The sequence below is a fragment of the Luteibacter yeojuensis genome, assembly GCF_000964085.1.
GTDB lineage: Bacteria > Pseudomonadota > Gammaproteobacteria > Xanthomonadales > Rhodanobacteraceae > Luteibacter > Luteibacter yeojuensis_A.
This window is the reverse complement of record NZ_JZRB01000004.1, coordinates 115,881-138,026: the sequence shown is the minus strand read 5'-3', so window position 1 is coordinate 138,026 and position 22,146 is coordinate 115,881. Positions and strand designations below refer to the sequence as shown.

Genomic DNA, 22,146 nt, shown 5'->3' with positions numbered 1-22,146 from the left:
CATGCGCATCGCGCCCGCCTGGCGTGGCGTGCTGGCGTTGCTGCCACGCGCCGAGCGCGTGTCGCTGCTGGTGTATGCGTTGCTCTCCGTCGGCGCAGCCGTCAGCGGCAGCGTATCGGCCGTGTTGCTGGTGCCCCTCGTGCAACCGGGCCACGACGTGCCCCTGGCCAGCGCGAGCCTTGCCACCAACGCCGCGGGGTTTGCCTTGGCCGGCGTCGCCTTCGCGTGGCTGCGTTGGCAGTCGGCCCGCCTGGGCGCGGCACAAGTGGCGCGCTTCGCGGTGGCGCTGCGCGGCGACGTGCACGCGCACCTGCTGCGCGCACCCCTGCGTGAGCTCGACGGCAGCCGCTCCGCGGAGATCGCCAACGTGCTCACCTACAACGGCGAGATCCTCGTGCAGGGGTTCAGCGCGATGCAGCAGCTGGCCGTGGCGCTGCTCACGTCACTGGTGAGCATCGGCTTCGCCTTCTGGATTTCGCCGCTGCTGATGCTGTCGATCCCCGTGCTGCTCGCCGCCATCGTGCTGACCTCGCGCGTGACGGGCAAGGAGCAGGCCGACGTGAGCCGCCGTTACGTCGCCGACATGACGGCGCTGTTCTGGCACAGCGAGGATTTCCCGCGCCGGCTGCGCCATGTGCGCTCGTTCGGCCGTGAAGACGCCGAGCGCGCGAGTTACGGCGATGTCTCGCAACGGCTGGGTGAGGGCTACCGCCGCCAGCTCGAACTCGTGGCGTCGAGCCGCCTGGTGCTCGAACTGGGCGCCGCGCTGGGTATCCCGGCGGTGTTTGTCCTTGCCCATCGTGGTGGCAGCGTGGACGGCGCGGGGCTCGTCGCGGTCGGCCTGCTGCTGGGCCGCCTGCTGCCGTACCTCGTGTCCACGCGGCAGGGCTTCCAGCAACTGCGTTCGGCGGAACCCGCCCTGGTGCTGTGGCAACGCTACATGCACGTTGCCGCCGCGCCATCGCAGGACGAGCCGCCGCCCGGTGGCGGCGAGGTCGCCCCCATTACGATCGACCACCTGCGCGTGCAGCCGCCGCGCGATGGCCTGATCCTGGAAGGGCTCGTGCTGCGCCCGGGCGAACTCATCCTGGTGACGGGCGATTCCGGCATCGGCAAGAGCAGCCTGGTCGACGCGCTCGCCGGCATGGCGCCGCCGGCAACGTTCGCGGCACGCCGCGGCGCAACGCCGCTCGATTTCGCCGCCTGGCAGGCCCACGTGGCCCGCGGGGCCTATGTGGCGCAGGGCGTGCGGCCGTGGCAGCGCACGGTGCGCGAGGTGCTCCAGTGGGCCGACCCGGAGGCCACCGACGCCACCTTGCGCGCCACCTTGCGCACGGTGGGCCTGCTTGCCCGCGTCGACGCCGCCACGGAAGGCCTGGGCCTGGACGTGAATGGCCCGGCCAGCCGCCTCTCCGGCGGGGAGATGCAGCGGCTGATGCTGGCCCAGGTGATCCTGCGCCGCCCCGTGCTCGCCGTGCTGGACGAGGCCACCAGCGGGCTCGACGGGCCCTCGGAACTGGCCGTGCTGCGCGGCGTGCGGGCCAGCCTGCCGGGCACGATCCTGCTGGTGGTCTCGCACCGCGAGGCCGTGGCCACGATCGCCGACGTGCACGTCCGGGTGGCCGCGGGCTATGCCGAGGTAGACGCCCTCCCCACCATTCGGACTATTGTCCCTTCACGCCGGCCGGCCTAACGTCAATGCCGACGACAGGGGGTTCGGCCATGGCAGCCAGGCGCACCATCACTTTGTTTCTCGCGGGCCTTGCGCTCACGGTGGCCTGTGGCAGCGCCGGCGGCCTCGGCCAGGCATCGTTCGACAGCGTTGCACTGCGCCATCGCCCCGACCCCTGGCACAGCGACCCCTGCGGCCCGACGCGCCCCATCGTGGGCATCTGCCGCATGCTGCGCCCCGTTCGCGGGTAAGCCACCACATCGGCTAGGCTAGGGCCCTCACCGGGGGATCCTTATGCGCTGCCTGTTCGCCATCGCGACGCTATCCATGTTGTCGGCCGCGCCCGCCTTCGCCGGCCGCGTGGCCATCGAAGTGGTGGATGCCGCTGGCAAGCCCATCCCCGATGCCGTCGTCACCCTGGCGCCCAACCCTGGCACGCCTGCGCGCAGCGGCGCCGCCGCCACGCATTTCGTCGACCAGAAGGATGAGACCTTCATCCCGTACGTCACGGCGCTGCGCGTGGGCGATAGCGTCGTGTTCCGCAACAGCGACATCACGCGCCACCATGTGTACTCGTTCTCGGCGCTGCAGAAATTCGAGTACATGCTGGCACCCGGCGAGAGCAGCGCGCCGCTCGTGATGAACAACCCCGGCAACGCGGCCGTGGGCTGCAACATCCACGACCACATGCTCACGTACCTGTACGTGACGAAGGACCCGGAGATGGCAGTGACCGACGCGAAGGGCAGGGCAAGCATCGATGGCCTCGCCGCGGGCGGCTACAAGGCGCACGCGTGGCACCCGCAGCTGCGCCCCGGCATCACGCTGCCGATCCAGGGCGTGACGGTGGCCGAGGGCGCGCCGGCCACGCTGCGCTTCGTGCTCGCGCTGCTGCCGAACCCGCGCGGCCCCATGGATCGCGAGCACATCGGGTACTGAGCCGCCCATGCGCGTGCCCGGCTTCCGCACGCGGCTGGCGCTTTTCTTCGTCGCCACGCTGATCTTCGTCCAGGGCGTCACCGCCGTGCTGGGCTACACGGTGGCGCGGCGCGAACTGGTGCAGGAGGGTGGCCGCCAGCTGGCCGCCAACGCCCATGCCTTCGTGGCGCAGATGAACGATCTCTCGGCCAGCGTGGCCGCTGGCGTGCAGATCATGTCGCTGGATTACGGCCTGCGCTCGGCCATCGCCGCCAGTGACCGCGACACCATCCTCTCGGTGCTGCGCAACCACGGCCGCCGCGTGGGCGCGGCGCGCATGCAGCTGCTGCACCTCGACGGCAGCGTGCAGGTGGATACCGCGGGCACCGACGAGGGCAAGCCGTTCGCATGGCCCGACCTGCTCGCGCGCGCCTACGACGAGCGTACGGCGGCCATGGCGGTCACGGGCGGCAAGGCGTACTGGGTCGTGGTCGTGCCGATCTACGCGCCGCAGCCGGTGGGCCTGGTGGTGGCCAGCATCCCGGTCGATGACGCGCTCATCGCGCACATGCAGCAACTCTCCGCATTGCCGCGCGATGTCGAGCTGGCCACGCCGGTGAAGGATGGCTACGCCGTCATCGCGCGGGGCACGTCGCATTCCGAACTCACTGCGCAGTTCCAGGGCGCGGGCGCGCGGCTGCCCTCGGAGCCGCGGCTGGTTCGCATCATGGGCCGCGAATACCTCGTGCTGGCGCAGCCGCTGACCCAGGCGCGCGGTGGCGGCGCGGTGTACGCGGTGCTCGGCTATTCGCTCGACGACGCGCTGCACCCGTTCCAGCCGGTGTGGAACGCGTGGCTGGCGCTGCTGGCCTTCGCGCTGGTGGCCGGTTTCTTCGTGGCGTGGCTGGTGGCGCGCGGCGTGTCGCGGCCCGTGGAAGCGCTGGCCGAGTCCGCGCGGCGCATCGCCGGTGGCGACTACCACGATGCGCCCGACGTGCGCCGTCGCGACGAGATCGGCGAACTGGCCACGGCGTTCCGCACCATGGGCGATGCGGTGCGCGAGCGCGAGCTGCGCATCCGCCACCAGGCCTTGCACGACGAGGTGACGGGCCTGCCCAACCGCGCCGCCGCCGAAGACGCCATCGACAACGACCTCGCCTCGGCCGCGGCGCAGGTGGGCGCGCTGCTGATCGTGGGCGTGACGCGCCTGCCCGACATCATCAAGACGGTGGGCCACGCGCTGGCCGACCGGCTCATGCGCGATGCCGGCCAGCGCCTGTGCCAGGCGGCGCCGCAGCACTTCGTTGGCCGTGCCACCGATACGCAGTTCGTGGTGTGGCTGCGCGGCGCCGACCGCGCCGAGGCCATCGCCGCCGCCTTCCGCATGGTGGATGCCCTGGGCCAGCCCTACCACGAGGGCGACGTGAGCATGGACATGGGGCCCGCCGTCGGCATCGCGCTGGCGCCTGCGCACGGCGAGCGCGCCGCGCCCCTGATGCGGCGTGCCGAGGTGGCGGAGTTCGCGGCGCTGAAATCCACGCGCGGCGTGGATGTGTACGACCCGCCATCGGATCCGCACCGCCCCGAGCGCCTGTCGCTGATGAGCGAGCTGCGCGCGGCCATCGATGCCGACGCGCTGGAGCTGTTCTTCCAGCCCAAGCTGCGCCTGGCCGATGGCCAGGTCGACGCGGCCGAGGCCCTCATCCGCTGGCACCGGCCGGGGCGGGGCATGGTGCCGCCCGAGATGTTCATCACCGTGGCGGAGGAGACCGGCAACATCGGCCGGCTCACCCGCTGGGTGCTGGCCCACGGCATCGCGCATGCCGCCGAGCTGATCCATGCGGGGCATAGCATCCGCGTGTCGCTGAACCTCTCCGCCCGCGATATCGGCGACCCGGGGCTGCCCGACCGCGTGGCCGAGCTGTTGCACGCCCACGGCGTGCCGGCCTCGGCCATCGCGCTGGAGGTGACCGAGAGCGCGGTGATCGGCGAGCCCGAGGCGGCACTTCAAGTCCTTCGCCGCCTGGCCGATACGGGTATCGACATGGCGATCGATGATTTTGGCATCGGCCAGACCTCGTTCGCCTACCTCCGCCGGCTGCCTGTCCGTGAACTGAAGATCGACAAGATGTTCGTCCAGCACCTCGCCACCGACCCCACCGACCGGACCATCGTGCGTTCGCTGGTGGAGCTCGGCCATCGCCTGGGGTACCAGGTGACGGCCGAAGGCGTCGAGGATGCGGAGAGCATGGCGTTCCTCGCATCGGTGGGGTGCGACCACGCCCAGGGATACCACGTCGGCCGCCCGGTGGATTTCGCTGCCTTCGTGGCGCGCATCGGCGCGCGGGACCCGGGTGGCGCGTGACGCGGTGCCTTGCCTTCCTCCTCGCCCTCGCCAGCCTTGCCCCGTCCTTCGCCGCCGCGCAGGATGTGAAAGTGCATGCGTTCGCGGATGCGCGGCTGGTCGATGCGCCCGACGACGCCAGCTTCATGCAGGGTGGCCCGGGCCGCACACGCTACGGCGATGACGCCCGCGGCGTGCGCTTCGGCGCGGCCGGCGTGGTGGTCACGGCCCAGCTCACGCCCGCGCTGTTCGCCCTGGCCGACGTGCAGGTGCAGCGCACCGACCGCGACGACTGGCAGGTGCCCGAGGCGTACCTGCGCTACCGGCCGCTATCGCTCTCCGCGTGGCGCACCTCGGTGAAGGTGGGCGAATACTTCCTGCCCATCTCGCTCGAAAACGATGGCATCGGCTGGACCAGCCCATGGACCATCACGCCCTCGGCCATCAACAGCTGGGTGGGCGAAGAAATCCGCGGCATCGGCGCCGAGCTGCGCGAGGAGTGGCGCGGCGAAAGCGGCACGGCCACGTTCGGCGGCGGCCTGGTGCGCCACAACGACGTGGCCGGCCAGGCGCTCGCCGCGCGCGGGTGGTCGTTCAACGACGCCACGCTGGGCCTGGGCGGCCGCCTGCCCGAGCCCGACGACGAAGGCGGGCACGAACGCTATGCGCCGTTCCAGTCCATCGGCCGCCGCACCGGCTGGTACGCCGACGGTGGCTGGAGCTCGCCGCGCGGGTTCCAGGTGCACGTGCTGCGCTACGACAACCGCGGCAACCCCACGGCGTCGCGCCTGTACAACGATGGCAACGACCACCTGTACGCGTGGCGTACGCATTTCTGGTCGCTGGGCGCGCAGATGGAAACCGGCCCGGTCACGTGGATCGCGCAGGACATGGATGGCGATACCGAAGCCTGCCCGCCGATCCAGTGTTTCCGTTACCGGTTCCAGTCGGCGTTCCTGCTGGCGGGGTGGAACCGCGGCGCCTGGCGCCCGACGCTGCGCTACGAAACCTTCCGCACCTGGCGTGCCGGCGAGCGCGGGCATGCGCTCACCGCCGCGCTAAACTGGCGCCCGCTCGACTGGCTGCGCCTCAGCGCCGAATGGCTGCGCGTGGACGCCACGCGCGCCGGGCGGCTCGATTTTGGCCTGGGCCCGCGCGAGCGGGGCAACCAGGTGCAGCTGCTGGCGCGGATGCTTTATTGAAGGGGCACGGGGTGGAGCACGACGTCTGGGAGCGTAAATACAACCTCGCCCTGGAGCGGATGGAGCGCGACGAGCGCGACTTCCGTGCCATCGAGGAGAGCCTGCGCCGCCTGGTGCTGAGGCTGTCGGCGCTCGCCCGCGGGCAGAGCGCCGCGGCCGACCGCCTGCTTGACCAGCTGGGTGAAGGCCTGCGCGAGGCCTGCGAGCCCGAACGCCTGGAACCGATCCTCGATGCGCTGGCTGAGGCCGTGGCGGCGCTGGACGCGCGTGCGCCGGCGTTGGCCGAAGCCGTCGCGCCGCCCGGTGCCGGCGGCACGACCGAGGCCGCCGGGGCCGAGCCGGCACCCGTGGCCGAGGCCGCCGCCACCCGCGCCGAAGATGCCGAAGCCATCGCGTCGTTGCGCGCCGACGTGGCCAAGCTGCAGAACCTGCTGGCCGAAGTCAGCGGCCGCCTCGGCGACATGACCCGTTACCTCGTCGCCGAGCTCGAAGGCGCCGCGGCCTCGGCCGATCCGGGCCGGGTGTTGGGCGAGCAGGTGGGCGCGGAGATGCGCCAGCTAAGCGAGCAGGTGCACGATGCCAGCGACCTCGCCGCCCTGCGCGAGCAGGTCACCGGCCGCCTGGCCATGATCGACCAGCATTTCCGCGATTACCGCGAGCGCGAGGACGCCCGGCTGGCCTCGTACCGCGAACGCGCCGAACGCATGCGCGATAGGGTGGAGGAGCTGGAAACCCAGACCGAATCGCTGCAGGACTCGCTGCGCCGCGAGCACGAGCTGGCCCTTACCGATCCTCTGACGGGCCTGCCGAACCGCCTGGCGTACGAGCGACGCATGGCCGAGCTCGAGGCCGACGTGCGCGAGGGCCGGGCCACGGCTTGCATCGGCGCCTTCGACATCGACCACTTCAAGGTCATCAACGATACCTACGGCCATGCGGCGGGCGATGCCGTGCTGCGCATCGTCGGCCAGACCCTGGCGAAGGCGCTGGAAGGCAAGGCTTTCGTCGCCCGTTATGGCGGTGAGGAATTCGCGGCGGTGTTCACGGGCGCCGCCCCCGACGACGCACTCGTCGTCGCGCGTGCGCTCTGTGCCACCGTGGAAGGCCTGGCCTTCCATGCGAGCCAGAAGCCGGTGAAGGTGACGATGTCGGGCGGGCTCACCCGCTTCGGCGCCGACGAGCGGGCCGCCACGGCCTTCGACCGCGCCGACCGCGCCCTGTATGCCGCCAAGCGCGCGGGCCGCAATACCTGCATCGTGCTCTGACATTTCAAACACGCGCCGCCCGCCATCATCGGGCGTGGATTCCTTCAATCCCCGGCGCCCCGGTATAGCCACCCTCGGTGGCGCCGTTCTTTTTTCCGACACCCGCCGCTCGCGCGCCGCCACGCCGCACAGGAGCACGCCATGTCCGAAGCCACGCCGCCGCCCGGTCCCGATTTCACGCAAGGCATCCCCGCCAGTGACGTGCCCGCCGAGGGCGTGCTGGCCGGTCGCGTCGGCGATGACGCCGTGGTGGTGGGCCGCACGGCCGATGGGTTCGCGGCCATCGGGGGTTCCTGCAGCCATTACGGCGGTGCGCTGGGCGAAGGCATCCGTGTGGGTGGCAACGTGTTCTGTCCGCTGCACCACGCCTGCTTCGACCTCACCACGGGCCGCGCCGTGCGCGCACCGGCACTGGCACCCGTCGACCGGTGGCGGGTGGACGAGCGCGACGGCAAGCTCTTCATCCACGAGAAGCTGCCAGCCGCGGACGCCGCCGACCCGACGGACACGCCCGATCGCCACATCGTCATCATCGGCGGCGGTGGCGCAGGCTTCGCCGCCGCGCAGCGCCTGCGCGAGCTGGGCTTCGACGGCACGCTGACGATGATCAGTGACGACACCGACGCGCCGTACGACCGGCCCAACGTCTCGAAGGATTACCTCGCCGGCACCGCGCAGCCCGAATGGATGCCGCTGAAGGACGAGGATTTCTACAAAGAGCACGAGATCGACCTGCGCCTTGGCGTCACCGTCGACCACGTCAACGCCGAGCACCGCACGGTGACCCTGGATTCCGGCGAGCGCCTCGACTACGACACCCTGCTGCTATGCACGGGCGCGGAGCCGATCCGGCCTGGCGGGCCGGGCTTCGACGGGCCGAACGTGTTCACCGTGCGGACGATGCAGGATGCACGGGCGATCATCGATGCACTGGGCCACGCAGGCCCCGTCGCCGTCGTCGGCAGCAGCTTCATCGGCATGGAAGTGGCCGCGGCGTTGCGCGAGCGCAAGATCGACGTGCACGTGATCGGGCACGAGGCCGTGCCGCTGCAGCGCGTGCTGGGCGAGGGCCTGGGCAACATGATCCGCGCGCTGCACGAATCGCACGGCGTGCACTTCCACCTTGGCCGCAAGGCCACGGGGTACGAAGACGGCGCCGTGGTGCTTGACGATGGCAGCAAGGTGGCGGCAGCCACCGTGATCCTCGGCCTTGGCGTGGCGCCGCGAATCGCGCTGGCCGAAGCGGCGGGCTTGCAGATCGACGATGGCGTGCTCGTCGACGCCGCGATGCGTACCTCCGACGACGACATCTACGCCGCGGGCGACATCGCCCGCTTCCCCGGCCTCGACGACACGCGCCAGCGCGTCGAACACTGGGTGGTGGCCGAACGCCAGGGCCAGGTCGCCGCCGCGGCCATGCTCGACATCGACGAGATCTACAACGAAGCCCCGTTCTTCTGGACGATGCACTACGACACCAGCATCCGCTACGTCGGCCACGCCAGCGAATGGGATGACGTGGAAGTGCTCGGCTCGATCGAAGGCAAGGACTGCGAAGTGCGCTTCAAGAAAGACGGCCGCGAACTGGCCGTGGCCACGGTCAATCGGGACAAGGCGTCGCTCGAGGCGGCCGAGCGGTTGGCGAATGCTTGAGGGCTAGCGCTCTTTCCTCAGATCGACCGAACGCGGAAATTCCGCCCCTTGATCTTCCCCTCGCGCAAGCGCCCCAGCGCCTTGTTGGCGAGATCGCGCTTGATCGCCACGTAGGCCCGCGTGGCGTACACATCAATCTTGCCGATGTCGTTGCCATTGAGCCCCGCATCACCCGTGAGCGCACCCAGGATGTCGCCCGGGCGCAGCTTGTCCTTTCGGCCGGCGTCGATCACCAGTGTCTTCATGGGCGCGAGGTTCAGTACCTTGCGGCCGTCGCCGGGCTTGGCGGGGTAGCGGGGGATGGGCGCGCCGAGGCGCTCCTCGATGGTGCGCACCTTGGTGAGCTCGCGCGAGCCGGCCAGGGTAATGGCGAGGCCGCTGGCGCCCGCGCGGCCGGTGCGGCCGATGCGGTGGGTGTGGGTATCGGCGTCGTGGGCCACGTCGTAGCTCACCACCAGCGGCAGGCCGGTGATATCGAGGCCGCGCGCGGCGACGTCGGTGGCGACGAGCACGTTGCAACTGCGGTTGGCGAAGCGCACCAGCGCTTCGTCGCGGTCGCGCTGGTCGAGGTCGCCGTGCAGGGCGAGCGCGCTGAAGCCCAGGCGGTCGAGCGCGGCGGCCAGTTCGTCGGTGTCCTTGCGCATGTTGCAGAACACCAGCGTCGATTCCGGCTTCTCGTGGCCGAGGATGCGGGCGAGCACATCGGTCTTCAGCGCCGGCTCCACTTCCACCACGCGCTGCTCGATGGTGGTTTCGTTGTGCGGCTCGTCGATGGTGACGACGACCGGGTCCTTCTGCACGCGGCCGCTCACCGCGCGGATCTCATCCGGGTACGTGGCCGAGAACAGCAGGGTCTGGTGGTGCCTGGCGATGCGCTTGATGATGTCGTCGATGGCTTCCTCGAAGCCCATGTCGAGCATGCGGTCGGCCTCGTCGAGCACGAACGTGTTGATGCCGCCACCATGCAGGCTGCCGCGCTTCAGGTGCTCCTGCACGCGGCCGGGCGTGCCCACCACGATGTGCGGGTCGTGCTCCAGCGAGGCCAGCTGCGGGCCCAGCGGCATGCCGCCGCACAGGGTGAGCAGCTTCACGTTGGGGATGTTCACGGCGAGGCGGCGGATGCTCTTGGCCACCTGGTCGGCCAGCTCGCGGGTGGGGCACAGCACCAGCGCCTGCAGGCGGATCACCGAGGGGTCGAGCCGCTGCAGCAGCCCCAGCCCGAACGCGGCGGTCTTGCCGCTGCCGGTGCGGGCCTCGGCCATCACGTCGCGGCCCTCGAGGATCGGCGGCAGGCTTTCGCGCTGCACCGGGGTCATCTCGGTGTAGCCGATGGCCTCGACGGCGGCGAGGAGGGCGGGGGAGAGGTTGAGCTGGGAGAAGGCATTCATGGGTGCGATTTTCGCATGAATGCTTGTCGACGACGGTCTATCGCGCGCAAGCGCGCTCCCACCAGGGCCGCCCGGGAGCGTTAGTGGGCGGCGTTCGTCGCCTGGACGGCCTGGTGCGAGGCCTCTTCGAGATGGGCGTAGGCCAGGCTGGCGCCATAGATGCCGACGGCGGCGGCCGTGTACCAGAGATAGCGGCGCACCTTCGCGGAAAGCGGGCGGCGGGCGCGCGGCGCGGCGTGGTCCGGGCGCGTGCGCCGGGCCCGGCCAGGCCGGTGGTGGGCCACGGACGGGCGGTCCGCGGCCGGTGCCGTGCTGTGCGGCAGTTCCATGTGTTTTCCCCTGTGCCCGCGGGCGCGGACAGTGCGGATCCTATGCCCGGTCAAGGTGTTCCGCCAGTGCCCGGCACCGGCGCCGGTGGCGCGACCGCCAGCGGCGGCGGTGCCGGGGCCACGCCGCCGTTGCGGTAGACCGCGCTTTCGGCGGTGGCGCCGCCGCGCGTGGCATGGATATCGCGGATGTACCAGGTGAACAGCGTGACCATGGCCAGGGCCATGACCATGGCCGCGACGACGCTGGCGACGGCGGCGCCCCGCCCGGGCGAGGGCTCGGGAGGTGCTGGCGGCAGCGCCTGCACGGGGGCCCAGATGGGTGACTCGGGTGGCGGCAGGCGGAACCCGTGGGGCTCCTCGACGGGGCCCAGCAGGGCACGCAGCGCGCGGCCATCCACGAGGCGCACGTGGCGGAAGCGGGCGGCGGCGTCGATGGCGGCCCGGGTGAATTCCCCCGAGGTGATGAGCATGGCGCTGGTGGCGCCGGCGTGCGGCATCTGGCCGATCACCCGGTGCACGTCCTCGTGCGGCACCTGGAACGCCGTCCAGTGCTTGCACATGGCGATGACGGTCTCGTCGCCCCGGCGCAGCACGAGGTCGAAGCCACGATGGGCCGGGTCGCCATGGCGCGCGTGCTCCACGGCATACCCCTGGCTTTCGAAGTGGCGGGCCACCTGCTTCTCGAAGTCGAGCCACGACAGCCGGCTGAGCGCGTCGGCGTAAAGATGGCGCACGGGCTTGAACGCGCCGCTCATGCGACGCGCGCCACGGGTGTTGCTGCGAGGACGTGGTGCCTCCCGGCACCCCGCGATACGGCCATGTTCAATCCCCCCGGACCCCGGATCCCACCGGGTGACGCAATGTAACCCGCGGGCGCGGGCATTTCTGTAGTCCTACGCCTACACGTTCCCGGTGCGAATGCCCCGATCGCGCAAAGAAACCGTGAAATCACACAGCCGCGTGGGGGCGTGTTCGTACAATGGCGCCTTTCGCGACCATGACCCAAGGAGAACCACGTGCGGAAGTTCAAGGCAGGGATCGGGCTGGCGCTGGCCGTGCTGGCACCGTGGGCGCAGGCGGCCGGGTTCGATTGCGCGAAAGCGTCCACCGGCGTGGAGAAGGCCATCTGCGCCACGCCGAAGGTCTCGGCCGCGGACGGCCAATTGGGCGAGGCCTTCAAGGCCGCGCTGGCCACCCACCCCGAGCTGGCCGACGCACTGAAGCTCGACCAGCGGCACTGGCTGGCGGCACGCGATGAAACGCTGTCGGCCTACCCTTCGGTGGCCAAGGCGCAGGCCAGCGTGCTTGGGCTCTATGGCGACCGCATCGCGTTCCTGAAAGGGCTCGATGCAAAAGCGTGGCCGGCGCCCTTCGAGGCATTGCGCGACGCCGCGGCGAAGCTCCCCGCGGCCGGTGCGGTGATTCCCGACGACCTCGCGAAGCTGGGGGCCGGCATCACGCTCGCCCAGGACGTGCAGCTGGAGGATGGCAAAGGGTTCCCCTACGAACCCGACGCCAAAGTGGCGGCGGCCTTGAAGGAGCTCGACAGCTACGCCGGCTATCGCAAGCTTGAGGGTTCGCCCGTCAGCTCGCTGTGGTCCATGGGCGGTACCGCGCACTGCTGGAGCGAAACCCCCTTTCGCATCGATGGCAAGCGCGCCATCGCGGTGCCGCGCCCCGACGTGTGGGGCGATGGCGATTGCATGACGAACCACGGGATGGCGCGCATCGGTGACCGCACCGTCGCGTTCCTCGTCCGCGGCGGCTCGCAGGACGAAGCCGGGCTTATCGCCGCCGCCTGGAACGGCAAGACTTTCGATCATGCGCGCATGCTCGTCTTCCGCTTCGACCGCGCGCTGAAAGTGGACGCGGCCACGTGCGGGCCCGACAAGGCCCCCTGCGACGACTTCGCCAGGGCGGCGCTCGCCGCCGCGACGCGCTTCGACCGCAGCCCGCAGAAGGGCACGATGGATGCCGCGTTCCCGGGTTACGACAAGGGTGCGTATGCGGCCGTGCTAAAGGCGGCGCAGGCCACCGGCGGCCCGCTGGAAAAAGACGGCCAGCCGCCCGAGTTGCCCTTGCTCGACGATGCCGGTGGCAAGATGACCGGCTACAGCAGCGATGCGCAGCCGTTCCCGCTCGTGTTCCGCGGCGAAACCCTGCTCGGCCTCATCGACCACGGCCACGTGGGCTGGCGCGTCAACGACGACTGGATGGTGGCGGCGTGGCGCGTGAAGGACGGCAAGGCGGTGCCCGCCGCGGCGGCGTATATCTCGGTGAACCGTGGCAAGCTGTTGCTCGCCGCCCCGGTGCCCGCACCGGCACCTGAAAGCCACTGAGGCCCGCGCCATGCAAACCTTCGCCACCAGCATGTCGGGCACGGTCCGCTGGATCGGCATCGCCACGGTACTGCTGGTCGTCGCCGCCGTGGCCATCGTGATGACACGCGATGCGCCAGCGGTGCTCGGCGTGCCGTTCGCCGGCATCCTCACGCTGGCACTGGCCGTCTGCTATGCCGTTTCACCGCTTCGCTATGAAGTGGGCGATGGCCGGCTCGTCATCCGCCGCCAGGTCGGCCGCACCACCGTGGAACTGCGCGGCGCGGCGGTGCATGCCGATGACGACGGGTTCCGCGGCCTCATCCGCGTCTTCGGCAATGGCGGCTTCTTCGCCTTCGATGGCCTGTTCTATTCGCGGCGCCTGGGCATGCTGAAGGTGGCCTCGCGCCACCGTGGCCCCGCCGTGGTGCTGCAGCCCACGGGTGGCCGCAAGCTGCTGCTCGCCCCGGACGACCGCGACGCGTTCATCGCCGCGCTGGTGCGCCAAGGGGCATCGCTGTCACATTAATTCGCTGTCATGTGGGCGCCACGCGGTAGCAGGAACTTGCGACCCGGTGCTATACACACGGCATCCCCACCGGCAGGAGCCGACACCATGGCACGTGCTTCACGGATGTTCCCCCTCGTCGCCGGCGCACTCGCGCTGTGCGCCTTCACCGCCCCCACGCTCGCCGCCGATCTCGCTACCCAGGGCTGGGACCAGGGTCGCGGCGTGTACCTGCTGCCGGACCAGCACGGTGCGCAGTTTGGCCTGGTCGCCTATGAGGACCGGCCGACGCATCGTGTTTCGTATGGCTTCCGCGAGCTGCCGCAGCGTGCCAACTGCGCCGCGGGTTCGATCGGGCGCAGCGCGGTCTTCGACATCGAGGGCCAGCGCCTGGCGTTCCGCCGCGAATGCATCAATGGCACGTTTACCTTCGTGCCGCGCAGCACGCCTACCCGCCGTGCGTTCGAGGGCCTGCTCGCCTCGCACACGGTGCTGCACATGCGGGCGCCCTCGTTCTTTCCGTATACGTTCGACCTGGCGGGCCTGCCGGCCGTGCACCAGGCCCTCAACGTGCAGATCGCGCGCCGCGCCGCGCGCTGACGCCCGCCCTGGGCGTCACCACTTGATGGTGACGCTCACGCGCAGCGCCTGGTCCTTGCTGCCGCCGCCGAACATGCCGCGGTAGCTCGCATCCACCGAGGTGCCCTTGCTGGTCGCGAACGCGATGCCGAGGTCGGCGACCGCGGCGTTGCGGGGCGTCGGCACGCCGATGGCGCGCATCGGGTCGCCGTCGGGGATGAGCCGCTGGGTATCGGTGGGGCGCACGTCGTCGCCCCAGGCATGCTGGTAGCCGAGGCCGGCGTGGCCGACGACGCCATCCTGGAACTGCATGGCACCGCGCACGCCCACGGTGCCGATGTCGACATGGCCGTGGGTGCCGTCCACGCGCAGCGCCGTGGGCGCGTTGGTTTCGTTGATCGCGTCCTGGAACAGCTGCGCGCGGGCCAGGTTCACGAATGGGGTGATGGAGCCACGCGGGGTGGCGAAGCGGTAACCGCCGTCCACCCAGGCCTGGGCGATGCCGCCGCCGTAGCGGGCTTCGGCGACGGCACCTGGCGTGCGCCGGTGGCTATCCATCCGGCTCCAGGTGTAGCTGGCGCCGCCCTGCCATTCCCAATGGCCTTGCTGGCCGCTGACGTAGCCGCCGGCGACCGACGACTGGGCCTGGACCACGCCACCCGGCGCGCGGGCGGTCAGGTTGCCGGCACCCACGAGCGCACCGACGTGGAGCTCGCCCAGGTCGCGGTCGATGCCCCCCACCACGCCGCCCCCGTTGCTGCGCAGGCGCGCGGCGCCGGCGTTGCCGTCGTGGTCGCCCCAGTGGCCCCAGGTCGAGGTCCACATGCCGTCGTCGCGGGCCCCGCCGGTGGCCTGCACCAGCGTATGGCGCAGTACCGACGCACGGATCTGCCGGCCGTCGTCGAGCAGGGCGGTGCGGTTGGATGTCAAAAGGTCGCCACCCTCGGTGGCCGCGTGGGCCGGGTGCGACAGGAACAGTCCCACGCCGGCGCCGAGGGCGGCGAGGAGGGGCACTTTTGGCCGCGACGCGGCAGGGCACGGAAGGGTCATGGGCGCTGGGTTCCCGGGTAGGCGCGATGGGAAACCGACACCGGCACCCTCGTCCCGGGAACGCAGCAATGGCTATGCCATGGGGTGTGAAGGCCCACCCGGAGCCTTCACAAAGATGATGGCCCTCACCTCACCTGTGGGAGCGCGCTTGCGCGCGATCGCGCGCAGCGCGCTCCCACAGGGAAAGCCACAGAGGGGGCGTTAACGCTTGCGGCGCAGCGCGTACCCGATGCCCAGGATCGCGAACCACGCCGGGCTGGCCAGCAGCGCCTGGCGGGTATCGGCTTCCAGCGTGAGCAGCACCAGCACGAAGGCGAAGAATGCCAGGCACACCCAGCACATGAGCACGCCGCCGGGCATCTTGTACGACGACACCGCGTGCAGCTCGGGCCGCTTCTTCCGGTAGGCCATGTACGAGCAGAGGATGAGCGACCACACGAACATGAACAGGATGGCCGACAGCGTCGTGACCAGCGTGAACGCGGTGACGAGGTTCGGCACCACGTAGACAAGCATGGCGCCGCCGAGCAGGCAGACGCACGAGAAGATGAGCCCGCGCGACGGCACGGCCGCTTTCGACAGGCGCCGGAACGCGCGCGGTGCATGGTCCTCCTCGGCCAGGCCATAGAGCATGCGGCTGGTGGAGAACATGCCGCTGTTGGCCGACGACGTGGCCGAGGTGAGCACCACGAAGTTGATGAGGCTCGCCGCCGCGGGGATGCCCGCCAGCACGAACAGTTCAACGAACGGGCTCTTGCCCGGCAGCACCTGGCGCCATGGCGTCACCGACATAATCACGATGAGCGCGAGCACGTAGAAGATGATGATGCGCACGGGGATCGAGTTGATGGCCTTGGGCAGGTTGCGCTCCGGGTCGGCCGTCTCCGCCGCGGTGGTGCCCACCAGCTCGATGCCGACGAAGGCGAACACCGCGATCTGGAAACCCGCGAAGAAGCCGTTCACCCCCATGGGGAACATGCCGCCGTCGTTCCACAGGTTGGCGAGCGAGGCGACGTGGCCATCGGGCGAGCGGAACGCCCACGCCACCATGCCGAAGCCCGTGACGATGAGCGCGCAGATGGCGATGATCTTGATCAGCGCGAACCAGAACTCGAGTTCACCGAAGAGGCGCACCGTGGTGAGGTTAAGCGTGAGCAGGAGCAACACGCACAGCACCGCGGGTATCCACGGCGCCAGCGAGGGGAACCAGAACTGCGCGTAGTTGGCGATGGCGATCACGTCCGCGATGGCGGTGATGATCCAGCAGAACCAGTAGGTCCACCCGCAGAAGAACCCGGCCCAGGGCCCGAGCAGGTCGGTGGAGAAGTCAATGAACGACTTGTACTCCAGGTTCGACAGCAGCAGCTCGCCCATCGCGCGCATGACGAAGAACAGCATCACGCCGATGATGAGGTACACGAAGAGGATGGACGGCCCCGCGAGGCTGATGGTCTTGCCCGAACCCATGAACAGGCCGGTGCCGATGGCGCCGCCGATGGCGATGAGCTGGAGGTGGCGGTTCGAAAGGCTGCGCCGGAGGTGCTCCGGGTTCGTTTCCTGCGGGTGGGTCATCGGGCGTGGGCTCGCGGTGGGACGGTGCCCCGCACCTTATCACTCCGTCGCCGCGGTGCAGCGCGCCGATACGCGCTGCACCTGCCAGCCGTAGGGATCGGTCTCGGTGGATACGACCATGCACGGGCCCAGTGCGCCCGGCGGCAGCTGCAGCAACTCGCCGCGCACGATGTACTTCTCGTACAGCGGCGTGATGTCACCGCCGCCGGCCTGCTTCACCGCGGCCGCCAGCGCGACGCCGGGATCGGACACCGACGGCGCCAGCGTGCGGAGCACGTCCGCCAGGCAGGCCCGGCCGCCCGTGGCCTTGCGCAGCTGCGCGTCGAGCAGCCAGCCGAACAGGATGCCGCGCTCGCCAGGTACCGCCTGGAGATCAGGCGAGCTTTGCCATTCGGACACGATCCGCGCGTTGCTGGCGCGGCGAAACGGCGAGTTGCCATAGTTGGCGATGATCTGGTCGAGGTAGCCGGCCATGTCCTCGCGGCCGAGCGCGTGGCTGCTGAGCAGGTCACTTGCCACCAGGTACGAGCGCAGGCCCTGCGTGTACCACGCCGTGGCGGGGTCGACCGGCGTGGGCGCCAGCATGCGCGCATAGTCGTTGATGGCCGGGCCGGCGAGCGCCGACAGCCTGGCGCCTCGCGCGAACACCGCCGACATGAAGCCGGGCTGGCTCCAGCCTGCGATGTCGGCGCCATCGGCCTGCACCGGCGTGGCGTATACGGCGTAGTCGCGCGCCGTACCGCCCGCGGCCGACGCCACTACGGATAGGGATTTGGCGACGAGATCGGTGAACGCGGCGCTACCGGCCGGGTCGGTCGTGTACACATGCAGGGCGCCCCCATGGCCGATGGGCTGTTTGGCTTCGCTCACATCGCGGCCAAGGAAGCAGGCCGACGCCCCGGCCTCGGCGCGCGTGGTGGGGTGGTGGGCGTCGAGGCTCGTGATCGCACGCCAGCGGGGTGGCACGTGCCACGTGACCGTGATCGCGCGCGCCACGCCATCGGCCGGCATGGCCAGCAGGCCGCTGCAGGGTGCCTGCATCCAGCCTGCCGTCACATAGGGTTCGATACCGGGGTCGTTGGTGAATGGCGCCGTGCCGCTGCGGCGATAGCGCAGCGCCACGGGCGCGCCCGGCTTCGCCGAAAGCACGAGGTGGCCGTCCTTGCCGGCCGAAAGGCCACCGTTCGCGGCGAGCCGCTCCTGTTTGCCGGGCAGCACGACATCGAGCGTGCCATCGGGGCCCGCGATGCCTTCGAGCACGACATCCAGCGCCTTCAGGTCACCTTGCTCGACCACCGGCGTGACCGTGTAGTGCAGCGCAGGGGGTTCGGTAGCCGCCGCGATGGCGGGCAAGGTGAGCAGGGTGGCAAGGGCGAGCGGCCGTGAAGCGAGGGCCATGCGTGGCATCTCCGTGATGATCCGGGAGACGCCGTTGCAAGGCGCGGGCCACGACGGTGCGATGCGGGTTGCAGCACATCGGCCGGTGTCCGCGGACACCGGCCGGACACTTGGCTTACCAGGCGCGGTCGATGCTGGCGCCGCCGCGCACCTGGGCCTGCACGCGCGGCAGGAAGCGATGCGGGAAGATGGGGTCGATGGCGCTGGCCTCGTCCAGGCGCTGCATCTGCGCATCGGTAAACGTCACGTCCAGCGCGGCCAGGTTCTCTTCGAACTGCGCGGCCGTGCGTGCGCCGAGGATGGGGATGACCCGCGGCGCCTGCTTCGCCAGCAACCATGCGATGGCGGTCTGCGCGGGTGAATGCCCCACGTCTTCGGCCACCTGCTTCAGCACGTCGACCAGGTCGAGGTTCTTTTCGCTGAGCGCGCCCATGCCCGCCGCCACGGCCGCGCGGCCGCCATTGAACATGTCCTTGCCCTTGTTCGCCTCGATGTCGGCGCGGGTGTACTTGCCCGAAAGCACGCCGCTGCCCAGTGGCGACCAGGCGAGCACGCCCAGGCCCATCTCGGCGGCCATGGGCAGCAGCTCGTGCTCCACGGTGCGCTCGATGAGGCTGTATTCGATCTGCAAGGCGACGAACGGCGCCCAGCCACGCAGTTCGGCCAGCGTCTGCATGCGCGACACCTGCCACGCGGGCGCATCGGAGATGCCGGCATAGACGATCTTGCCTGAGCTCACCAGGTCGTCGAACCCGCGCATGATCTCTTCCACCGGCGTGGTGTAGTCCCACACGTGCAGGTAGTAGAGGTCGATGTAATCGGTGCCCAGGCGCTTCAGGCTGGCTTCCACCGCGCGGACCATGTTGCGGCGGTGGTTGCCACCGGCGTTGACGTTGCCGGGTTCCACGTTGAGGCTGTACTTGGTCGCGATCACCGCGCGGTCACGGCGGCCGGCCAGGAATTTGCCGAGCAGGGTTTCGGCGGTGCCGCCGGTGTAGAAGTTGGCCGTGTCGATGAAGTTGCCGCCACGCTCCATGTAGGTGTCGAGCATGGCGCGGCTTTCGGCTTCGCCGGCGCCCCAGCCCCAGTCCTCGCCAAAGGTCATCGTGCCCAGGGAGACGGGGCTGACACGCAGGCCGGAGCGGCCCAGGGTGGTGTAGCTATCCAGTTGCAGAGCCATGGCGGAAGGCCTCGGGTGGGTGGGGAGGCCACCACCTTAGGCCGTTCTATAGGGCTGGATATACGGATCTTGCGCGCATACGCTTTGAAGCACTCCTTCATAATCCGAGGCCCCGGTGCCCAACGACCTGCTGCCCGCCATCGCGGCCTTTGCCCGCGTCGCCCACCATGCCAGCTTCACGCGCGCCGCCCGCGAGCTGGGTGTCTCGCCTTCGGCCTTGTCGCAGAGCGTGCGCGCCCTGGAGACGCGGCTCGGCGTGCGCCTGCTCGACCGCAGCACGCGCCGCGTCGGCGTCACCGAGATCGGCCAGCGCTTCCTCGACGAGGCCCAGGCCGGCCTCGGTGCCATCGAGCGTGCCGTGGACGCGGTGAACGATTCGCGCGAGGCGCCTGCCGGCCTGCTGCGGCTGAACCTGCCGAAGGCCGTGGCGGACGTGGTCGTGATGCCGCACATGGCGGAGTTCGCGCGGCGCTACCCCGATGTCACCGTCGAGATGCATTGCGACAACCGTTTCCTCGACCTCGTGGCCATGGGCTTCGACGCGGGCTTCCGCCTGGGCGAGAGCCTGGCCAACGACGTGGTGGCGGTGCCCATCGGTGGGCCCAGCCGCATCGCCACGTTCGCGTCGCCGTCCTACATCGCGGAACACGGGGCGCCGCAGGTGCCGGCGGACCTGCTCGCGCACCGGTGTGCATGCATCCGCCTCGACCACGACCGCAGCGTGTTGCGCTGGGAGTTCACGATCGACGGGCGCATCGTCGAGGTGGAAGTGGGGCCGGCGCTTGTCAGCAACGACGGCGACCTGCTGGTGGAAGCGGCGCGCGCGGGGCTGGGCGTGGGCTGCCACTTCGAGAGCCTGGTGGCCGCGGACTTCGCGCGCGGCACGCTGGTACCCGTACTAACGGACTACTGGCCCACCTATGGCGCGTTCCACCTGTACTATCCCAGCCGTGTGCACATGCCCCGCAAGCTCCGCGTCTTCGTGGATTTCCTGCGCGAACGGCATGCGATGTAAGCGACCATGGAGACCGACATGACCGACCCGGCGCGACGGCAGCTGATCGAGATCTACCTCGCCGCGTACAACCATTTCGACATCGCCGGCATGCTCGCCGCGATGACCGACGACGTCCGCTTCGAGCACTACCAGGGCGGCGAGCTCAGCGTGGCCACTACCGGCAAGGCCGACCTGGAGAAGCTGGCGCGCGTGGGCGCGCAGCTGTTCGCCGCGCGCGAGCAACGCATCGTCGCGCTCGACGAGCAGGGCGACGCCATCGTGGCCACCATCGATTTCCACGGCGAGATCGCCGAAGACATCCCCGACGGCCCGCGCGCGGGCACCATCGTCGAGATGCAGGGCACCACCGAATTCGGCTTCGCCCAGGGCAAGATCAGCCGGGTGGTCGACCGGGCGTAGCGCCCTGGCCCGCGAGGCGCGCCATCGCCGCCAGCAGGCTCTTCCGGTCGTAAGGCTTGGCCAGGTATTCCATGCGCGGCGAAAGCCAGTCGTGCTGCTCACGCACCTCGCCCGACGCCACCAGCACGCGCATGTCCGCGTGCCGCGTGGCCAGCTCCTGGCCCGAGATGGAGCCGGGCATGCGCACGTCGGTGAAGAGGATGTCGGCCGTGCCGTTTTCGAGCCAGCGCTCGGCCTCGTCGCCATTGGGCGCGGTATGCACCGTATGGCCTTCGCCTTCGAGGATCATGGCGGAGATTTCACGGATGGCGTCGTCGTCCTCGACAAGGAGGATGACCAGGGGAGCGGTGGGCATGGTTCTTCGGTTCGCGCGTGGATCAACGAGGCAAATAGCGAGACGGGCGTGAATGCGGCGTCAATGCAAGCGGTACCACATTCGCTATTCCATTGCGCGAACGTGCACCGCATCATAGGGTTTTATGCCCGGGGGAACCCATGTCCGCACTCAGCCAGCGCACCATCGAAGCGATCCGCAAGAACGAATCGCAGCTCCTCGCCAGTTGGTCGGCCACGCTCGATGCCAGCGGCGCATCGCGTGATTCGCGCATCAGCCACGGCGAGTTCGAGGGGCAGACGCGGGAGTTCCTCCGCCTGCTGGTGGCTGGGTCGTCCACGGGCGACGCGGCCAGCATCGCCAGCAACGAATGGAGCGAGACGCGCGGTTTCCTCGAGAAGCTCTCGCGCAGCCGCGCGTTGCAGGGCTTTGATTCGGCGAACACGGCCAACTTCATTTTCTCGCTGAAGCGCCCCCTGTTCGACCTGCTGCAGCAGGTGTACGCCGATAACGCCGCCGAGCTCGCGGCGCAGACATGGGCCATCTCCGAGCTGCTCGATGGCCTGGGCATGCACACCATCAAGACGTACCAGAAATCGCGCGAGGAAGTGATCAACCGCCAGCAGGAAGAACTGCTCGAGCTTTCCACGCCCGTGGTGAAGCTCTGGGAAGGCGTGCTGGCGCTGCCGATGATCGGTACGCTCGATTCACAGCGTACGCAGGTGGTGATGGAGTCGCTCCTGCAGCGCATCGTCGAAACCGGCGCGGAGATCGCCATCATCGACATCACGGGCGTTCCCACGGTGGATACGCTGGTGGCGCAGCACCTGCTGAAGACGGTCACGGCCATCCGGCTCATGGGCGCCGACGCCATCATCAGCGGCGTGCGGCCGCAGATCGCGCAGACCATCGTGCACCTGGGCCTCGACCTGCAAGGCATCGTCACCAAGGCCAACCTCGCCGATGCGCTCTCGCTCGCGTTGAAGCGCTCGGGCTTCCACGTGTCGAAGGGCGGCTAA

Annotated in this window: 21 protein-coding genes; 13 read left to right on the top strand and 8 right to left on the bottom strand. The window is 69.9% G+C overall.

The genetic code is table 11. The features are described 5' to 3' along the window. Position 1: 1 nt before the first annotated feature. The 7 genes from VI08_RS03340 to VI08_RS03310 all read left to right on the top strand — a co-directional run bounded on the left by VI08_RS03340 (position 2) and on the right by VI08_RS03310 (position 9,054). Positions 2-1,693: an ATP-binding cassette domain-containing protein gene (locus VI08_RS03340; protein WP_045828106.1), complete on the top strand. Its 1,692-nt coding sequence runs from the start codon at positions 2-4 to the stop codon at positions 1,691-1,693. A gap of 29 nt (positions 1,694-1,722) precedes the next feature. Then, positions 1,723-1,923, top strand: coding sequence for a hypothetical protein (locus VI08_RS03335; RefSeq protein ID WP_045828105.1), 201 nt, complete (start codon positions 1,723-1,725; stop codon positions 1,921-1,923). A gap of 43 nt (positions 1,924-1,966) precedes the next feature. Continuing rightward, a complete protein-coding gene (locus tag VI08_RS03330; RefSeq protein WP_045828104.1) occupies positions 1,967-2,611 on the top strand; it encodes a carboxypeptidase regulatory-like domain-containing protein in 645 nt (214 codons plus the stop codon). 7 nt (positions 2,612-2,618) lie between these two features. Next, positions 2,619-4,955: a putative bifunctional diguanylate cyclase/phosphodiesterase gene (locus VI08_RS03325; RefSeq protein WP_045828103.1), complete on the top strand. Its 2,337-nt coding sequence runs from the start codon at positions 2,619-2,621 to the stop codon at positions 4,953-4,955. Beyond that, positions 4,952-6,136: a hypothetical protein gene (locus VI08_RS03320; RefSeq protein WP_045828102.1), complete on the top strand. Its 1,185-nt coding sequence runs from the start codon at positions 4,952-4,954 to the stop codon at positions 6,134-6,136. The genes VI08_RS03325 and VI08_RS03320 overlap by 4 nt, the downstream gene beginning before the upstream one ends. A gap of 11 nt (positions 6,137-6,147) precedes the next feature. After that, the gene (locus VI08_RS20715) at positions 6,148-7,401 is read left to right on the top strand and encodes a GGDEF domain-containing protein (RefSeq protein WP_052697665.1); all 1,254 of its coding nucleotides are present in this window, start codon (positions 6,148-6,150) and stop codon (positions 7,399-7,401) included. Positions 7,402-7,542: 141 nt separating this feature from the next. Beyond that, entirely contained in the window at positions 7,543-9,054 is a 1,512-nt protein-coding gene (locus VI08_RS03310) for an FAD-dependent oxidoreductase (protein WP_045828101.1), read from the top strand. A gap of 17 nt (positions 9,055-9,071) precedes the next feature. Here the strand turns inward: VI08_RS03310 and dbpA are convergent, their stop codons facing one another. From dbpA to VI08_RS20710, 3 genes are all read right to left on the bottom strand, one after another. Beyond that, positions 9,072-10,442, bottom strand: a complete 1,371-nt coding sequence (gene dbpA / locus VI08_RS03305) for an ATP-dependent RNA helicase DbpA (RefSeq protein ID WP_045828100.1) — start codon at positions 10,440-10,442, stop codon at positions 9,072-9,074. A gap of 80 nt (positions 10,443-10,522) precedes the next feature. Further along, on the bottom strand, positions 10,523-10,771 hold the full coding sequence (locus tag VI08_RS03300) for a hypothetical protein (protein ID WP_045828099.1): 249 nt from the start codon (positions 10,769-10,771) through the stop codon (positions 10,523-10,525). Positions 10,772-10,821: 50 nt separating this feature from the next. Beyond that, the gene (locus VI08_RS20710) at positions 10,822-11,526 is read right to left on the bottom strand and encodes a restriction endonuclease (RefSeq protein WP_052697664.1); all 705 of its coding nucleotides are present in this window, start codon (positions 11,524-11,526) and stop codon (positions 10,822-10,824) included. A 261-nt stretch (positions 11,527-11,787) separates the two neighbouring features. Between VI08_RS20710 and VI08_RS03290 the strand changes: the two genes are divergently transcribed. The 3 genes from VI08_RS03290 (at position 11,788) to VI08_RS03280 (ending at position 14,197) form a co-directional block, all read left to right on the top strand. After that, on the top strand, positions 11,788-13,110 hold the full coding sequence (locus VI08_RS03290; RefSeq protein ID WP_045828098.1) for a lysozyme inhibitor LprI family protein: 1,323 nt from the start codon (positions 11,788-11,790) through the stop codon (positions 13,108-13,110). Positions 13,111-13,120: 10 nt separating this feature from the next. After that, a complete protein-coding gene (locus VI08_RS03285) occupies positions 13,121-13,618 on the top strand; it encodes a PH domain-containing protein (RefSeq protein ID WP_045828097.1) in 498 nt (165 codons plus the stop codon). A gap of 87 nt (positions 13,619-13,705) precedes the next feature. Then, positions 13,706-14,197, top strand: a complete 492-nt coding sequence (locus VI08_RS03280; protein ID WP_157006287.1) for a hypothetical protein — start codon at positions 13,706-13,708, stop codon at positions 14,195-14,197. A 15-nt stretch (positions 14,198-14,212) separates the two neighbouring features. Here VI08_RS03280 and VI08_RS03275 read toward each other — a convergent pair whose 3' ends face one another. The 4 genes from VI08_RS03275 to VI08_RS03260 all read right to left on the bottom strand — a co-directional run bounded on the left by VI08_RS03275 (position 14,213) and on the right by VI08_RS03260 (position 19,376). Next, positions 14,213-15,226: an autotransporter outer membrane beta-barrel domain-containing protein gene (locus VI08_RS03275; protein WP_084621218.1), complete on the bottom strand. Its 1,014-nt coding sequence runs from the start codon at positions 15,224-15,226 to the stop codon at positions 14,213-14,215. 201 nt (positions 15,227-15,427) lie between these two features. Continuing rightward, positions 15,428-16,798, bottom strand: a complete 1,371-nt coding sequence (gene cycA / locus VI08_RS03270; protein ID WP_045828094.1) for a D-serine/D-alanine/glycine transporter — start codon at positions 16,796-16,798, stop codon at positions 15,428-15,430. 39 nt (positions 16,799-16,837) lie between these two features. After that, positions 16,838-18,196 (bottom strand): hypothetical protein, encoded by a 1,359-nt coding sequence (locus VI08_RS03265; protein ID WP_045828093.1) that lies wholly within the window; start codon positions 18,194-18,196, stop codon positions 16,838-16,840. Between the two features lie 115 nt (positions 18,197-18,311). After that, complete coding sequence (locus tag VI08_RS03260) at positions 18,312-19,376, bottom strand: aldo/keto reductase (protein ID WP_045828092.1); 1,065 nt, start codon at positions 19,374-19,376, stop codon at positions 18,312-18,314. Positions 19,377-19,491: 115 nt separating this feature from the next. Between VI08_RS03260 and VI08_RS03255 the strand changes: the two genes are divergently transcribed. Together VI08_RS03255 and VI08_RS03250 are read left to right on the top strand one after the other, a co-directional pair. Further along, the gene (locus tag VI08_RS03255) at positions 19,492-20,391 is read left to right on the top strand and encodes a LysR family transcriptional regulator (RefSeq protein ID WP_045828091.1); all 900 of its coding nucleotides are present in this window, start codon (positions 19,492-19,494) and stop codon (positions 20,389-20,391) included. Positions 20,392-20,409: 18 nt separating this feature from the next. Next, positions 20,410-20,793 (top strand): nuclear transport factor 2 family protein, encoded by a 384-nt coding sequence (locus tag VI08_RS03250; RefSeq protein ID WP_045828090.1) that lies wholly within the window; start codon positions 20,410-20,412, stop codon positions 20,791-20,793. Here VI08_RS03250 and VI08_RS03245 read toward each other — a convergent pair. Further along, positions 20,768-21,148: a response regulator gene (locus VI08_RS03245; protein ID WP_045828089.1), complete on the bottom strand. Its 381-nt coding sequence runs from the start codon at positions 21,146-21,148 to the stop codon at positions 20,768-20,770. The genes VI08_RS03250 and VI08_RS03245 overlap by 26 nt on opposite strands. 140 nt (positions 21,149-21,288) lie before the next feature. On the opposite strand from VI08_RS03245, the gene VI08_RS03240 reads away from it, so the two are divergent. Next, positions 21,289-22,146, top strand: coding sequence for an STAS domain-containing protein (locus VI08_RS03240; protein WP_045828088.1), 858 nt, complete (start codon positions 21,289-21,291; stop codon positions 22,144-22,146).